Origin of the sequence: Nodosilinea sp. AN01ver1 (assembly GCF_050565655.1) — a bacterium.
Lineage (GTDB): Bacteria > Cyanobacteriota > Cyanobacteriia > Phormidesmidales > Phormidesmidaceae > Nodosilinea.
This window is the reverse complement of record NZ_JBNXVS010000017.1, coordinates 72,589-87,178: the sequence shown is the minus strand read 5'-3', so window position 1 is coordinate 87,178 and position 14,590 is coordinate 72,589. Positions and strand designations below refer to the sequence as shown.

Below are 14,590 nucleotides of genomic sequence, written 5' to 3'. Positions count from 1 at the left end.
CCTAGGTTAGCGGGTTAGAGGAAACTTGCCCTGGCCGAAACAGCCGCTGGCGAGTGGCGACGGGCAGCAGCCGCAGCAGGGTTAGCGGGAAAAGGGAGAGGTATTTTTTGAGGAACATCACCACACCCCAGGGGCCGTAGGCCAACCAGTTGAGCCGCCACCACAGCTGCCAGCTCAGCCCGGAGTAGGGGTTAAAGGCCAGCCGCACCAGCTGCCACGGGTCGCCGGGGGTCATTAGCCAGTCGCTGGGGCACAGGCGCGACTCGGCAGCGTGGTTGGTGACGCTGTAGCGGCTATCGATCCAGAGCCGAAACCCGGCCTTTTGGGCGCGCAGCAGATACAGCGAGTCGCCGCCGTAGTGGGGGCCAGTGTGCGGATTGGGGTAGCCGATCGCATCCACCACCGCCCTGGGCATGCAGACCAAGTTGCCGCTGAGCAGATCGCAGGACACCGTTTGACCGGGAGACAGCGTGAGAAAGCGGTAGCCCTGCCAGGTCTTGCGCTTGCCGCCAAAGGAGAGGCGATCGCGATCGTCCTGCTCAAACCCCTGGGCACCGACAATAGCGGTGGGATGGTCGCCGCAAAACTGCACTAGCCCGTCTAGAGTGCCGGGGGCCAGGCGGCAGTCGTCGTTGAGCCAGATGAGGTATTGTGCGCCCTGGGCGATCGCATATTCCATCCCCAGGCGCATTGCCCCCGTCCACCACAGGTTGCCGTCGCCCGCCAGCACCGTAACCGTGGGAAAGCTGGCTTGAATCGCGGCCCCAGTGCCATCGGTAGAGCCGTCGTCGATCACCACTACCCGGTGGTGGGTGAGGTCGCCGTTGCGATTGAGATCCTGCAAGCAGCCCAATGTGATCGCCCTGCGGTTGTGCACCGGAATCAGAATGTAAATGCTGTCATTCATGGGAGATTAAGAAATTTATCCACCTAAAGACGGGCCTCGTAGTTTGGGTGAAACGGAGTGTAACCCAACAGTGATAGATAACAACCTAAAACGTCAGGCCAGAAACCCGGTTTCTCAGCCAAAGTCCAGCGATATCGGTCGAGAAACAGTAAAGAAACCGGGTTTTTAGCCATACTGAACCCTTCCCTTAGGTATTGCCTGATCGAACAGTGCTGTTTGGCCAGCAGTGGCGAATGCGCTCAAACTCATCCAAAAGCGCAATCAGCCGCTTCGCATAGTCTTGGGGTTGCCAGCTTTTTGCCCTCGTCAAGCCATTTTGAATCAGCTCATGGCGCAGGGTTTCGTCCTCGTAAACAGCTTTCATCGCCAGGGCTAGCTGAGTCGCATCGCGCTGATCGACCAGCAGGGCTGCATCGCCTAGCTGTTCTGCTGCCCCCGGCACCTGGGAGGCAATCACCGGACAGCCGAGGGAAAATGCTTCCAGGGGCGGCAGGTTGTCTGGCCCAAAATGGGTGGGAAACACCAGCGCCAGGGCGTGCTTATAGAGGTTAGCCAGGTCTTCCTTAGCAACAAACCCCAAAATATGAACCCTGGCGGCAAGGTCTAAATCCTGAATCAGCTGCTTGATGTAGCCTGCGTTGCCCTTGTCAGAGCCCGTCAGCACCAGAGCAGTATCCACACCCTGCTCGTCAACCAGGGTTTTGAATGCCTTGAGCAGGGTGTAGTGATTTTTGTGGGGCCAGAACTGAGCCGGGTAAAAGAAGTACTGGCTGGGCAGACCGTGCTGGGCTAAGAAATCTTCTTTTGCGGAAGTGTGATTGGCAAGTGCCTCCGCCAGTCGCGGCGTCGGGAAGGGGATTACCTGAACCCGCTCCGGGGCGATCTGGTAGAAGCGCTCGATCTCAGCTTTGCCTCGCTCGGTGCCAGTAATGAGATAAGTAGCCCGAGGCAGGTTAACTCGGTAAAACCGCTCCCGCTTGCCCCACTCGCGCCCCTGGCTCACCTCAGGGAAGTAGGGCTGCAAACGGTGCTGCAAATCCCAAATCGTTAGGGCATAGGGAATTTGCCGGGTGGGGCACTGGATCAGCGCGGCGGGGGCCAGCACCCAGGCAAAGTCGAAGCGATTTTGCAGAATAAAGCGTCGCACAAAGGCGGCCTGAACTTTGTCGGCCTGGTTAGCCAGCTTGGCACTGCCGCTGGCGTAGGCCAGCCCCATCCCCTGCCGCAGCACCCTAGCCCCAGCGCCTGCCATCAACTGGCTGGGCGGATGCAGGATGGTGAGATTGGGGTGCGGTGTCTTCGGCCCATCCCCTTTGGCTCCACTAAAAATTGTGATCTGATGGCGCATTGTTGGGGCCAGGTCGATCAGCGCCGCCACAATTTCTGACTCGAAGGTGTAACCACCCCCGGCTGACGGAAACGCTGAGGAAACCGGAATAGCGACCTTCATGACTTGACGGCGACAAAGTAGACACCCCAGGTGTCGAGCCCGGCGGGGCGATCGCTCATCCATTCACCGCAGGTTACCAGATCCATCCCCGCCTGGTGGAGCAGCAGCTCCAGCTCGGGCTTAAACAGATAGCGCATGCGGTGCAGCTCGCGCAGCTCTTGCCAGGTGTCGGTGCCCAACGGCTGGAGCAAAACCTGGTAGTTTACATCCACAATGTTGTCGTTGGGGTGCAGCACCGGCTCGGCTATGCGGGTAATGGCCAGGGCCTCGTTTTGCAGGCGCTTGACCCGCACCTGGGGCTGGTCGTGCAGCACCGCAGGCCCGTACCAGACATCAAAGATAAACACGCCCCCCGGCTTGAGGTGCTGGGCTACGGTGGTAAACGCCGCCGTCAAATCGGCGTTGCTGGTCTGGTAGCTGATTACGTGAAACAGCGACAGCACGCAGTCAAAGGTTTGTTCTAGCCGCACCTGCCGCAGATCGCCCTGGAAAAAGTTGAGCCGCTGGGCAATCTGGCTCGATTGTGCGTCCTGCCGTTCGCTGCAGCGGGCCAGCATTTCTTCGCTGCGCTCGACCCCGGTGACCTGGTAGCCCCGTTCGGCTAAATATTCGGCATGGCGACCGGTGCCGCTGCCCAGCTCTAGCAAATGCTGGGCAGCCGGGGCGTGGGTCTTGAGCAATTGGTGAATAAAGTCGGCCTCTTGGGCGTAGTCTTTGTCCTGGTACAGCAGGTCGTAGTACTGGGCATAGGCATTGAACACGCTCACGCCATCACCTCCTGCACGGCGACAATTACCTGGTCGATCTGCGCGTCGGTGAGGGCCAGACCGCTGGGTACATAAAAGCCGCGCCGGGCGATGCGCTCGGCCACCGGGTGCTTTTCGCCTTCAAGTAGCCCCATTTTGCGGAACACGGGCTGCTCGTGCATGGGCCAGAAAAAGGGCCGGGTGCCAATGCCCTTGGCTTTGAGGCGCTGCATGGCCTCAGCGGCATCGAAGGGTACCTCGTCGTCGAGCACCAGGCCGTAGACCCAGTAGACATTCTCGGCGTAGTCGGTGGTGGGCAGGGGCAGCTGCAACCCCGGCACTCCCGCAAGACCCTCGGTGTAGCGCCGCCCGATCGCGCGTTTGCGGGCAATAAAGTTGTCGAGCTGCTCGAGCTGGGCTACCCCCAGGGCCGCTTGCAGGTTGCCCAAACGAAAGTTCCAGCCCAGCTCGTCGTGGACAAAGCGCTGCTGGGGCTGAAAGCAGAGGTTACGCAGGGAGCGACAGCGCTCAGCCAGGGCCGCATCGTCGGTGAGCACCATGCCGCCTTCGCCCGTGGTGATGTGCTTGTTGGCGTAAAAGCTAAAGGTGCTGATATCGCCAAAGCTGCCGCAGGGCTGCCCTCGGTAGGTCTGGCCGTGCATTTCGGCGGCGTCTTCGATGATGGCTAGGTTGTGGCGCTGGGCGATCGCCAGCAGCGGCTCCATATCTACCGGCAGTCCGTAGATGTGCACCACCATAATCGCCCGCGTCTGGGGGGTAATCGCCGCCTCAACCTGGCTCACGTCCATGTTCCAGGTGGTGGGGTCGACATCCACGACGACGGGCTTGGCCCCCGCCCGCACAATCGCCGCCGCGCAGGAAATAATCGTAAACGTCGGCAAAATCACCTCATCCCCCGGCCCCAGCCCCAGGGCGGCCACCGCCACATCGAGGGCGGCAGACCCGTTGGCCACCGCCACGCCGTGCTGGCGACCCACCCGCTGGGCAAACTCGGTCTCAAAGCGATCGACAAAGGGACCTTCCGACGAAATCCAGCCCGTCTCCAGGCATTCCAGCAGATACTTTTTTTCGTTGCCGCCCAGGGCGGGCTCGTTGACCGGAATAAACGCCATAGCTGCCTAGCCCGTAATGGTGGCCTGGCTAGACGATATCCCAGAAAAGCGGGTTTTGTCCTGATCGCCCATGTAGGGGCCTTGCTTGACCTCGACCATCTCCAGGTCTTCGATCACCTCAAAGCCGTGACCGCCAGTAATGAGCAGAATCACGTCGCCACCCTCTAGCACGCGGCTCTCCAGGTACTCCTGCTCCTGGCTGTAGAAATCGACCCGCAGTTTGCCCTTTTTAATGAACAGCACTTCCTGGGTGTGAAACACGTCGCGGTGTACGGGGTTGTGGACGTGGGCGGGAATGGTTTTGCCCGCGTCGTACTTCATGTAGGCGAGCTGCTGCGAGAGCTCGTTGGGGGTAAAGAAGTGAATGCCCGGCTCGGCAAAGCGGTGGGAGAGAATCAGCGCCAGCATTTCGCTGTTGTGGACGATCTGCTGCACGGGAAGCTGTAGGGCGGTAGTGGAGGACGATGGCATGGGGGCAGAGCCTTTGGGTAAAAGGACAGTAGGCAGCGCCTGCGGAAGAGCAATGCAGCCTGCTGGTTCTAGTCTGCCCAGGATGGTTGCGATCGCGTAGCCTGTTTAACTAAATCAACAGATGTGTGCTGTTGTCGACCAATTAGCACCCGCAGCGATTTCAGCCTGATCCACACTATCTCAAAGGCAAAAATCTCACTTGTCCGGCCCACTCGCCCTCAAGGCTGCACTCTGCAATCAACAGAATTTCCTCGATTGCTAATCCGACAGGCACCCGGCGACTGACTTCAAACAGTCCAGGCATTGCCAGTCCAGCTTGTATGCGCTGGTAGGCAAAGGTGATCATGGTCGCAACATCGTGGGTGAGGACAATTCGATTTTCTTGCGCCGCCCAGGCCAAAACGTCAGGATCCTCAACTCCTGACAGCCCTACATCTTGAACCCGCAAAATGTCTACCCGCGAGTTTTGGCGGAGAATGCCCCGCACAATTTGATTATTGAAGTTTTCGTCGGACAGGAAGCGAACCATCGCGGTTTAGAGACCCTGAGCTTTCCTGGCCATTAACCTGGCGCGAATACCCACAGGGTTGAACCGCTGCTCTGCTTCCTGCTGCATTGCATTTGACTGACGCTGCCGTTCTGTTAGATAAGTATCAACCTCATCGTGATGTCGAAGGTAGTAGCCGATAACGAGGTAAATATCGGATAGCTGAAGTGATGGATACTGTTCGGCAATTTCCTCGGGGGTACAGCCTTCGAGAAAGGCCGTCACAACCGTATCTAACGTGACACGGGTTTTGGCTACTCGTACAGCGCCGGAAGCATCCGTCTCTAGGGGTACAGGCTCAAGGGCACTTGCCAGAGTCATAGGGTTTTTGAGGTTTATTTCGCATGGTAGCAAAGGCGCGTGGTTAGCAGAGAACTTACCGCAGGATGTGAACACATGCAACAGCTCGCGCTGCTGCGGCTCCGTCACTGGGCCTAGGTTTTCCTGGTATTTGAGTCAACCATTCGTCGGGCTGAACGTATTCACAATCAGCGCAGTCGGCTTCTGTTGCTACTTGCCAACCATCGGTAGAGTACTTAAAATAGGCTTTCTCTACCATCTGGGCAGGGCCAAAGGCCGCGATCGCATCTGCCAATAGTGCCGCATCAAATTGTTGAAAATCACCAAAGTTTTGATACTTCCCAAAAGGGACACTTAGGAATAAAGAGCCACCAGGCTTAAGAATGCGGCGAAGTTCTGTAACAGCTAGCCTATAGTCATTTGAGCGATTTTCGCTGTAGCGTTTATCTTGAGCATATTGTGTATTATCTAATCCCACATGTTCAAGAGTAGATAGACAGACAATTGAATCATAAAACTCATCTCTGATCGGCAATTGTCGCAGGTCTTCAAAAAAGTAAGAAATGCCTTTTTGCCAAAAACACTTATACTCTGGAGCTAGGGTGGTAATGTGCAAGTGCTTGTTGACAAAATAGGGTTGATCAAGCAAATACTCATAGTTCAGTACAGAGCCAGCGTCTAAAATATACTGGGCCGCATCGGGCAATTTTGAAAAAAGCCACGGATACTCTACGCAGCGCTCATCTAGATAAAGACCGTAGCCTTTGGGTAACGATTTGGATTTACCAAAAACTTCAAGTAAATTTTGGTCTTGAAGCGTCGCTTGAATAGTTTGTTGCTTAAAGGGTTCGTAGCCAGGCGACCAGGGAGTGCGATCGCTACTTAAGTAGCGATTAATCTTTTGCTGTGATGTTTTGCCTGCAACTAATCTACCCACTGCGATCAAACTCGGCGGCACCCAAAACTCTATGGACTCTTTTAATTTCATGACCTGATTGACTGCGGTTTATTTGCTTCTGGAGATGCGTCTGCCCAATAGTATTCCTTATGAACCCATTTTCTCAAGTTAGGATCAAGTAAAATGCGAATTTTATATAAGGCTGAAATCAGATGATGAATCCCTTGAATGTCGTATTTCAGCCAGTGTTCAATCCCTCTAAATGAGGCAAGCAATCGCCTTAGTCCTGAAAATAAGGCTTTCAAGATATGCTTTGCAATTTGAAGTGGCAGCGCCAACTTATTGGGCAAAAAATATTTGATTTCGCTATAGGCACTGCTGATAGCTCCTTTGATGGCTCGACGACGAACAAACTCTACGGTTTGACGCTTGGCCGGAATGCGGTGATAGAGCCAGGCTTCGGGGCTATATACAATCTTATAGCCTTCATCGTAGACACGCTTGGCAAATCCAGTTTCGCCATCACCGCGCCGCCACTCAATCCAACCACCACCTACGCCGTCGGGAGGAAAACCGCCTAGGGTGAGCACTAACTCGCGACGAAAGGCCATGTTGCAACCGTAGGGTGTTTCTGGCCACTGCATTTCACGGGAAACGTTTCCTAAGTCGAGCAGGCTAAAGTAGTCGTCTGGTACTTGCTTTAGCCAATCGGGAGGTGGGGCGTCCCACTGCGGAATTGTTTTACCACCCACAGCACCCACTTGAGGATCGCTAAATGGAGCACAAATAGCTTCTAACCAACCTGGCGGAGCAACTATATCATCATCAGTAAAGACTACAATATTGCCTCTAGCTGTGATAGCAGCTTGATTTCGCCCGTTGTGTAATCCCAAATCAGCTACGGGAACGTATCGAATTTTGTCCCCTAATTTGGCAAAGCGGCTAGCTAAAACCTCGTCCAATTTGGCGTCGCAGTCGTTGTCGAGCACTAATACTTCAAAGTCATAACTATATTCTTGATTAATAATGCTTTCCACAGCATTGATCAACAAATCTGGTCGACGATAGGTTGGAATCGCAATCGAAGCATGAACAATCGACCTGGGATCTTGTCTATGTTGAATCTGCGTCCAGTACAAACCGTCTAAGGTGCGACCAGCATCTATTTGAATCGGTGCTAACAATTCTCGAATAGCTCTTCTAACTCCTTTGGCCCAAGTGTAGTCATGACAAACAACTACACCAAAATCTTTTACCTTTGGCAACCAGTCCTTTAAATCCGTATATGCGCCTTCGTAGGAATGATCGCCATCGACAAAAAGCAAATCAATTGTCAAGTCAAAATCTTTTACAACCTCCTGGGACATACCCCTTAGAGGGTGAATGATATCCTTATAAAGCTTGGTATTTTCTGTAAACTGGTTGTAGGTATCCCGTTCTCCCTCACTCATTGTGAGATTAGTCCAGGTATCAATTGCATACACCTTCCCACTCTTATCCTTCACGCCCTCTGAAAGGGCGCAGGTGCTTGCGCCAAGGTAACTGCCTATTTCAACAATATTAGGATTGGACCCAAGGCTTTGAGCTAAATCTAAAAGAAGAGAAAGTTCGGCCCTAGTCATGTGAGTTTGAATTGGCATAAGCTTATACTCTTCCTTCCCTACCTCGTTCAAGTGTTTTATTTGATTTGGGTCTTACTCAAATACTATTGCTATGGAAATGACGCCAACTTTATGGTTCAGTCTTTTGGCAGGTAAAGAAGTCTATCATTGCTAAAGAAGGTAATACTCTGGCACCAGGTTCAAGCAAATCATGAAGCCATCGCAATTGCTTTGCCCTTCTGCAAATTAATCGACGGTATAGAAAGGGAACCGTTAACGTAACGCCAATACATTGATTAATTTTGAATCCAGCCTCTTGAAGAAGGGCTTTATTCTCCCTGTAGGGCCTTTCGCCAGGATGATCAAGCTCATGATCCGTGCGATCCAAAGCCCCTTTGAACGCAAGTGAAAACCGAGAGTTGAGGTGGGCAAGATTAGGAATAGACGTGAAAAATAGGCCGTCTTTTTTCAAAACCCTATAGATCTCGGAAAGGGCAGGCATTTGATCTTTGAAGGCTAGGTGTTCAAAGACATCTAGCAACATTACTGCATCTAGGCTTAAATCTTCGTAGGGCAAATTAAGCACACTGCCTCGGCGGACATATTGACTTTCATAATTCAGGTCTAACCCCTGAATATTCCATCCGTTTTTAGCAAAGTCTTCAACGAAAACCCCTTCGCCGCAGCCAATATCAAGTATTTTTTTCTTTTGGCCTAAATTTTCCAAGAAATTTCTGACTAAACTATCTTTTTGCAAATAGGTGGGCGCATACGACCAGTTCAAATCGAGATTTCTATGATAATCTCCTAGTTTTTTATATTCCCAGCCTATGCTTTCTTTCTCCATCTCGGCCATAATTACTAACTCTACTGTCGTAAATTTGTTAATTGAATTGACTCAGATGGTTTTACTGAGATTTCACCATCCAGAAATATCAAGCCATGAGATGAATCAGGAATTTTGCCTGATCCGAAGACATCCTTTGGGATGATCTCAAATCCAATCGCTCTCTCTATGAAGTCTACCCATTCACTCTGATTTTCGACAATAGAGATGTTGATGTAATACTTTCCTGGCATTAGCGGTAGTTTATCTACTTTGAGAACTGCTATACCTTCCTTGGATGAACTAATGTTATTTGATGAATTGGGAGCCATATAGTTGTTTATGGAAAATATTCTTCTTCCAGACTCATCTTCGAAGCCGAAACCAAATCCTGGTGAAGAAATCGAGCGATCGCAACTGAAACGAAAAGATACGTTGATAGCATCCCCCATCCCAAATTCAGTTTGCCTTTCGTTTTCATGGTTTGACAGCCAAACTGCTCTCAAAGCTTTCTCGCGAGAGTGTCTTCTCCCTGGATGTACTAACAAGTCGGCTTCGCTCGATGTTAATTGTGTTCCTAGCGAAAAGTATTGCTTGATGATAAAGTTTGTCTCTCCCTGTTCTTTAATCAAGCCTTTATCTAATAAAATTGCTTTTTGGCAAAGTGTTTGGATTGTCGGCATGTTATGACTGACAAAAAAGACAGTTTTACCTCCAGTAGTTGCTGCATCTTGCAATTTGCCCAAACATTTCTTTTGAAATGCAGCATCTCCAACAGCAAGAACTTCATCTACTAGTAAGATTTCTGGCTCCAGGTGGGCCGCTACCGCAAAGGCCAGTCGCACGTACATGCCGCTGCTGTAGCGCTTTACGGGCGTATCTAAAAACCGCGAAACCTCGGCAAACTCGACAATTTCGTCAAACCGGCGGTTAATCTCCGCGCGACTCATGCCCAAAATTGCGCCGTTGAGAAAAATGTTCTCGCGCCCGGTCAGCTCTGGGTGAAAGCCCGTGCCCACCTCTAACAGACTCGCCACCCGTCCCCGCAGGCGCACTCGGCCTGTGGTTGGTTCGGTAATGCGGCTCAGCACCTTCAGCAGCGTCGATTTGCCTGCCCCGTTGCGGCCAATGATGCCCACCACCTCACCCTGCTTCACCTCAAACGAGACATCCTTCAGCGCCCAAAACTCGTCTTGCCTGGAGTTGGCCTGGGGCTTGAGGGGGTGGCGCAGACGACGACTTAGAGATTTAGCGCGATCGCTCAGCACATCGCGCAGGGCCACATAGCGGGAGCTACCCTGCTGCTGGTGGCCAAGAACATACTTCTTGCCGAGATTTTCGACCTGAATAACGGTGTCAGACATGGGGCCAGTGGAACGGGGGCTGTTCACTTAGCGGTTGCATCCGCCATTGTGCTCATTGTGCCCCCTGGATTTATGAAAGTTGCATGTCCTCACACTTAGTTACCCAGTCCCACAACCCAGTTTGACTGCAACCCAAAGAAGCGGGATTATGAGTATCTACCATCCGTTAGTAGGGGTAATGTGCGATCGCCCTAAGCAGAGTTTCTGGCTACCTAACCTTCTGTAGCCTCTTCTGGCGCGATCGCCGCAGGGGGCACAGAATGGCTTGCCAACCATCTGTTCAGGTTAACCAAATCAGCTAAATCAAAAAACTCATCCGGCAGTTGGTCTAACTGCCCCAAAGACAATTCTCCGATCTGCTTTGTTTGTGCCTCTGAGAGCACGCCCAATCGACGACTCAGCAACCGAACCAGGAGCGCTACCTCAGCCTCTCTGCGGCCTTCCTCGCGGCCTTCCTCGCGGCCTTCGGCCAAGACCTCTTGGTAGAAGCGAGTTTGCCGGATGTCAGCCATTTTGATGTCTAACATCGCTAGAAGCTCCTGAGTGGTCAGCTGCGGGAATTTATTGATTAGTATAGCTTCCACCAGATTGAGCATCTGCTGAAACGCCTCTTCCCTTTGGGGTTTGACGGTGCGCAGCAGGCTTTGGGCCGCCTGGGCGGTGGCGGATTGGGCAAGACAATCAGCTGGAGCAGGGCCAGGGCTGAGGCGTTCTCACGCGATCGCGCCCCCGCTAAATCACATCAGCGAAGGTGCGCTCCATGCGGCGGAAATACAGTATCCCGGTGACCAGCAGCACCACCACCAGCAGCAGCGACAGCAAAAAGCCCGGCCAGTAGAGCGCCACATCGCCACCAATAATCGCCCAGCGAAAGCCGTCAATTACCCCCACCATAGGGTTTAGCGAGTACAGCAGCCGCCAGCGATCGGGAATAATGCTGCTGCTAAAGCCCACGGGCGAAATGTAAAGGCCAAACTGCACCAAGAACGGCACTACGTAGCGAAAGTCGCGGTACTGCACGTTGAGGGCAGCCAGCCACAGGCCCGCGCCCATGGCAGCAGCGAAGGCGATCGCAATAAACACAGGCAGCGTCACCACTCGCCATGAGGGCATTTCCTGGTACCAGGCCATCAGCCCCAGCAGAATAATGCCCGAGATCAAAAAGTCCACAAAGCTGACAATGACGGCGCTGGTCGGCACCACCAACCGAGGAAAGTACACCTTAGAGATCAAGTTGGCGTTGGTAATTAGGCTGTTGCTGCACTCGCTGAGGGCATTGGAAAAAAACTGCCAGGGCAGCATCGCTGAAAATACGAGAATGGGGTAAGGCGCACCGCCCTCACTGGGCAGGTTGGCCAGGCGGCCAAACACCACCGTAAATACCACCATGGTCAAAAACGGGCGAATCAGCGCCCAGGCTACCCCGATTGCGGTCTGCTTGTAGCGCACCAAAATATCGCGCCAGGCCAAAAAGTAAAACAGCTCGCGGTAGCGCCACAGGTCGCGAAAATATTGAGCTTCGGTGCGACCCGCTTCAATGATCAGTTCGGGCGGGGCGGCAGGGGCGGGGCGGCGAGGACGTTTTAGGCGGGGCATAGGCATAGGTTACTCTATGGGCCAAGGTGCCCATCCTAAAGCCAAAGTCGATCAGATGAACACCTGATACGAAATCTTGAATGAATACCCCTTAGAGGTTTCCTAATTCACGATCGGCTCCCCTCAATCTTTCAACCTTCACTCTGACCCACTATCCGGCCACCACAAAGTTGACCAGCTTGCCCGGCACCACAATCACCTTTTTGATCTCCTTGCCAGTCAGGTAGCGCTGGGCCGCTTCCGACTCGCGGGCGTACTTTTCGAGCGCGGCTTTGTCAGAGTCAGCGGGTACCTCCAGAGTGCCGCGCGTTTTGCCCATAATTTGAATTACCAGGGTGATTTCATCCACCACCAGGGCGCTGGGGTCGAACACAGGCCAGGGGGATCGATGGACCGACCCGCTATGGCCCAGCTGGTGCCAGAGTTCGTCGGCCAGGTGGGGGGCAAAGGGGGCCAACAGCTGCACCAGGGCGCGAATGCCCTCGCTGTAGACCGGGGAGGTTTTCGCAGGAGAATCAGTCAGGGCGTTGCTGAGCTTCATCAGCTCGGAGACGGCGGTGTTGAACTGGTAGTCGCCGTCGATGTCTTCGGTGATCGCCTGAATCGCGGTGTGGATGGCGCGGCGCAGGGTTTTCTCGTCTTTGGAGAGATCGGCTGTGGCAACATCTTCGGCGGGCGAGCCAACCTTCGCCCCTGCGGTGGCGATGTATTCTGTGACCAGTCGCCAGACCCGATTGAGGAAGCGGAACTGACCTTCAACGTCAGCGTCATCCCACTCCAGGTCTTTCTCAGGCGGAGCCTTGAAGAGAATGAACATGCGGGCGGTGTCGGCCCCGTACTTGGCCAGCACCGCTTTAGGGTCAACGCCGTTGTACTTCGACTTCGACATTTTTTCGTAGAACACTTCCAGAGCATCGCCCGTGTCGGGATCGACAGGGTTTTGTGGATTGGCGACGTTCTCGGGCGCAACGTACTTGCCCGTTTTGGGGTTTTTGTAGGCGGTGTTCTGCACCATGCCCTGGGTCAGCAGCCGCTCAAAGGGTTCATCGCAGGAGATCAAGCCGCGATCGCGCAATACCTTAGTAATGAACCGCGAGTACAGCAGGTGCAGAATGGCGTGCTCAATGCCGCCCACGTACTGATCGACGGGCATCCAGCCGTTGGCCTTAGCGGTCTCGAAGGCCGACTCAGGATTCTTCGCGTCGGTGTAGCGCAAGAAGTACCACGACGAGTCGATAAAGGTGTCCATGGTATCGGTCTCGCGCCGGGCCGGGCGATCGCAGGTGGGGCAGGTCACATTCACCCAGCTCTCCAGCTGTGCCAGGGGCGAGGCACCCCGGCCTGAAAACTCCACATCTTCCGGCAGCGTGACGGGCAGCTGCTCGTCGGGCACGGGCACAATGCCGCATTCGGGGCAGTGCACCACCGGAATCGGCACGCCCCAGTAGCGCTGGCGCGAGATCAGCCAGTCGCGCAGGCGGTAGTTCGACTCGCCCTGGCCCTTTTCGTTGGCTTCGAGCCAGGCGATCGCGGCAGCGACACTCTGCCCTTCGCCCTTGCCTGCGGGAATGTCGTTGAGCGGGCCAGAGTTCACCATTACCCCTTCGCCTGCCCAGGCGGCAGTCATGGTGTCGCCGTCCAGAATCTCCCCCTCGGACTGCACCACCACCTTGACGGGCAGATCAAACTTGCGGGCAAACTCAAAGTCGCGCTGGTCGTGGGCGGGCACCGCCATAATCGCCCCGGTGCCGTAGCCCATCAGCACATAGTCGGCAATCCAGATCGGAATTTTGGCGTTGTTGACCGGGTTTAGGGCGTAGCTGCCCGTCCACACCCCGGTTTTCTCGCGGTCTTCGGCGGTGCGATCGATCTCGCTTTTGGCGGCGGCAGCCTTGCGGTAGTCGTCTACGGCAGCGACGCGATCGGGGGCGGTCAGCTTTTCGACTAAGGGATGCTCGGGAGATAGCACCATAAATGTCGCCCCCCACAGGGTATCGGGGCGGGTGGTAAACACCGGCAGCGCATCGCCAGCCTCAGATTTAAACACCACCTGAGCCCCGGTCGATTTGCCGATCCAGTTGGCCTGCATGGTGCGCACCCGCTCGGGCCAGCCGGGCAGCTTGTCCAGGTCTTGCAGCAATTCTTCGGCGTAGTCGGTGATTTTGAGAAACCACTGGCGCAGCAGCTTTTTCTCCACCAGTGCCCCCGATCGCCAGGACTTGCCCTCGCTATCCACCTGCTCGTTGGCCAGCACCGTCTGGTCGATGGGGTCCCAGTTGACCGCAGCCTCTTTCTGGTAGGCCAGCCCCATCTTCAACATTTGAATGAAAATCCACTGGGTCCAGTGGTAGTAGTTGGGGGCACAGGTGGCCACCTCGCGCTCCCAGTCGTAGGAGAGGCCCAGCTCTTGCAGCTGCGATCGCATCTGGTCAATGTTTTGGTACGTCCACTGAGCCGGGTGCACCCCGCGATCGATCGCCGCATTTTCCGCCGGTAGACCAAAAGCATCCCAACCCATCGGGTGCAGCACCCGGTAGCCCTGCATTCGCCGCACCCGCGCCACCACGTCGGTAATGGTGTAGTTGCGCACGTGGCCCATGTGCAGGTTCCCCGACGGGTACGGAAACATCGACAGCGCGTAGAACTTCGGCTGATCGGGGTTCTCTATGGCTTTGTCTAGCCCCTGCTCAGCCCACACCTGCTGCCACTTTTTCTCGATCTCTGCGGGGTTGTATTTGGACTCCACCGTCC

The 14,590-nt window shown here is 54.5% G+C and carries 14 protein-coding genes; all 14 read right to left on the bottom strand.

Annotated features, from left to right (window positions below; all coding sequences use genetic code 11):
- Nucleotide 1 precedes the first annotated feature (1 nt).
- The 14 genes from ACQ4N7_RS14800 to leuS all read right to left on the bottom strand — a co-directional run bounded on the left by ACQ4N7_RS14800 (nucleotide 2) and on the right by leuS (nucleotide 14,585).
- On the bottom strand, nucleotides 2-907 hold the full coding sequence (locus ACQ4N7_RS14800) for a glycosyltransferase family 2 protein (RefSeq protein ID WP_430712271.1): 906 nt from the start codon (nucleotides 905-907) through the stop codon (nucleotides 2-4).
- A 187-nt stretch (nucleotides 908-1,094) separates the two neighbouring features.
- Nucleotides 1,095-2,357, bottom strand: coding sequence for a glycosyltransferase family 4 protein (locus tag ACQ4N7_RS14795; RefSeq protein ID WP_430712270.1), 1,263 nt, complete (start codon nucleotides 2,355-2,357; stop codon nucleotides 1,095-1,097).
- Nucleotides 2,354-3,124: a class I SAM-dependent DNA methyltransferase gene (locus tag ACQ4N7_RS14790; RefSeq protein ID WP_430712269.1), complete on the bottom strand. Its 771-nt coding sequence runs from the start codon at nucleotides 3,122-3,124 to the stop codon at nucleotides 2,354-2,356. The genes ACQ4N7_RS14795 and ACQ4N7_RS14790 overlap by 4 nt, the downstream gene beginning before the upstream one ends.
- The gene (locus tag ACQ4N7_RS14785; protein WP_430712268.1) at nucleotides 3,121-4,236 is read right to left on the bottom strand and encodes a DegT/DnrJ/EryC1/StrS family aminotransferase; all 1,116 of its coding nucleotides are present in this window, start codon (nucleotides 4,234-4,236) and stop codon (nucleotides 3,121-3,123) included. The genes ACQ4N7_RS14790 and ACQ4N7_RS14785 overlap by 4 nt, the downstream gene beginning before the upstream one ends.
- Nucleotides 4,237-4,242: 6 nt before the next feature.
- Nucleotides 4,243-4,707, bottom strand: coding sequence for a cupin domain-containing protein (locus tag ACQ4N7_RS14780; protein ID WP_430712267.1), 465 nt, complete (start codon nucleotides 4,705-4,707; stop codon nucleotides 4,243-4,245).
- 175 nt (nucleotides 4,708-4,882) lie between these two features.
- Nucleotides 4,883-5,236 carry a DUF5615 family PIN-like protein gene (locus tag ACQ4N7_RS14775; RefSeq protein WP_430712266.1) on the bottom strand — a complete coding sequence of 118 codons (354 nt, stop codon included), beginning with the start codon at nucleotides 5,234-5,236 and terminating at the stop codon, nucleotides 4,883-4,885.
- A 6-nt stretch (nucleotides 5,237-5,242) separates the two neighbouring features.
- Nucleotides 5,243-5,575 (bottom strand): DUF433 domain-containing protein, encoded by a 333-nt coding sequence (locus ACQ4N7_RS14770; RefSeq protein ID WP_430712265.1) that lies wholly within the window; start codon nucleotides 5,573-5,575, stop codon nucleotides 5,243-5,245.
- Nucleotides 5,576-5,630: 55 nt separating this feature from the next.
- Entirely contained in the window at nucleotides 5,631-6,542 is a 912-nt protein-coding gene (locus tag ACQ4N7_RS14765) for a class I SAM-dependent methyltransferase (protein WP_430712264.1), read from the bottom strand.
- Nucleotides 6,539-8,092, bottom strand: a complete 1,554-nt coding sequence (locus ACQ4N7_RS14760; protein ID WP_430712263.1) for a class I SAM-dependent methyltransferase — start codon at nucleotides 8,090-8,092, stop codon at nucleotides 6,539-6,541. The genes ACQ4N7_RS14765 and ACQ4N7_RS14760 overlap by 4 nt, the downstream gene beginning before the upstream one ends.
- A 91-nt stretch (nucleotides 8,093-8,183) precedes the next feature.
- Nucleotides 8,184-8,909, bottom strand: coding sequence for a class I SAM-dependent methyltransferase (locus tag ACQ4N7_RS14755; RefSeq protein WP_430712262.1), 726 nt, complete (start codon nucleotides 8,907-8,909; stop codon nucleotides 8,184-8,186).
- 11 nt (nucleotides 8,910-8,920) lie between these two features.
- Nucleotides 8,921-10,243, bottom strand: coding sequence for an ABC transporter ATP-binding protein (locus tag ACQ4N7_RS14750; RefSeq protein ID WP_430712261.1), 1,323 nt, complete (start codon nucleotides 10,241-10,243; stop codon nucleotides 8,921-8,923).
- Between the two features lie 212 nt (nucleotides 10,244-10,455).
- Nucleotides 10,456-10,881 (bottom strand): DUF4351 domain-containing protein, encoded by a 426-nt coding sequence (locus ACQ4N7_RS14745; RefSeq protein WP_430712295.1) that lies wholly within the window; start codon nucleotides 10,879-10,881, stop codon nucleotides 10,456-10,458.
- Nucleotides 10,882-10,975: 94 nt separating this feature from the next.
- Nucleotides 10,976-11,839 carry an ABC transporter permease gene (locus tag ACQ4N7_RS14740; protein WP_430712260.1) on the bottom strand — a complete coding sequence of 288 codons (864 nt, stop codon included), beginning with the start codon at nucleotides 11,837-11,839 and terminating at the stop codon, nucleotides 10,976-10,978.
- Between the two features lie 151 nt (nucleotides 11,840-11,990).
- The gene (gene leuS, locus ACQ4N7_RS14735; protein ID WP_430712259.1) at nucleotides 11,991-14,585 is read right to left on the bottom strand and encodes a leucine--tRNA ligase; all 2,595 of its coding nucleotides are present in this window, start codon (nucleotides 14,583-14,585) and stop codon (nucleotides 11,991-11,993) included.
- Nucleotides 14,586-14,590 lie beyond the last annotated feature (5 nt).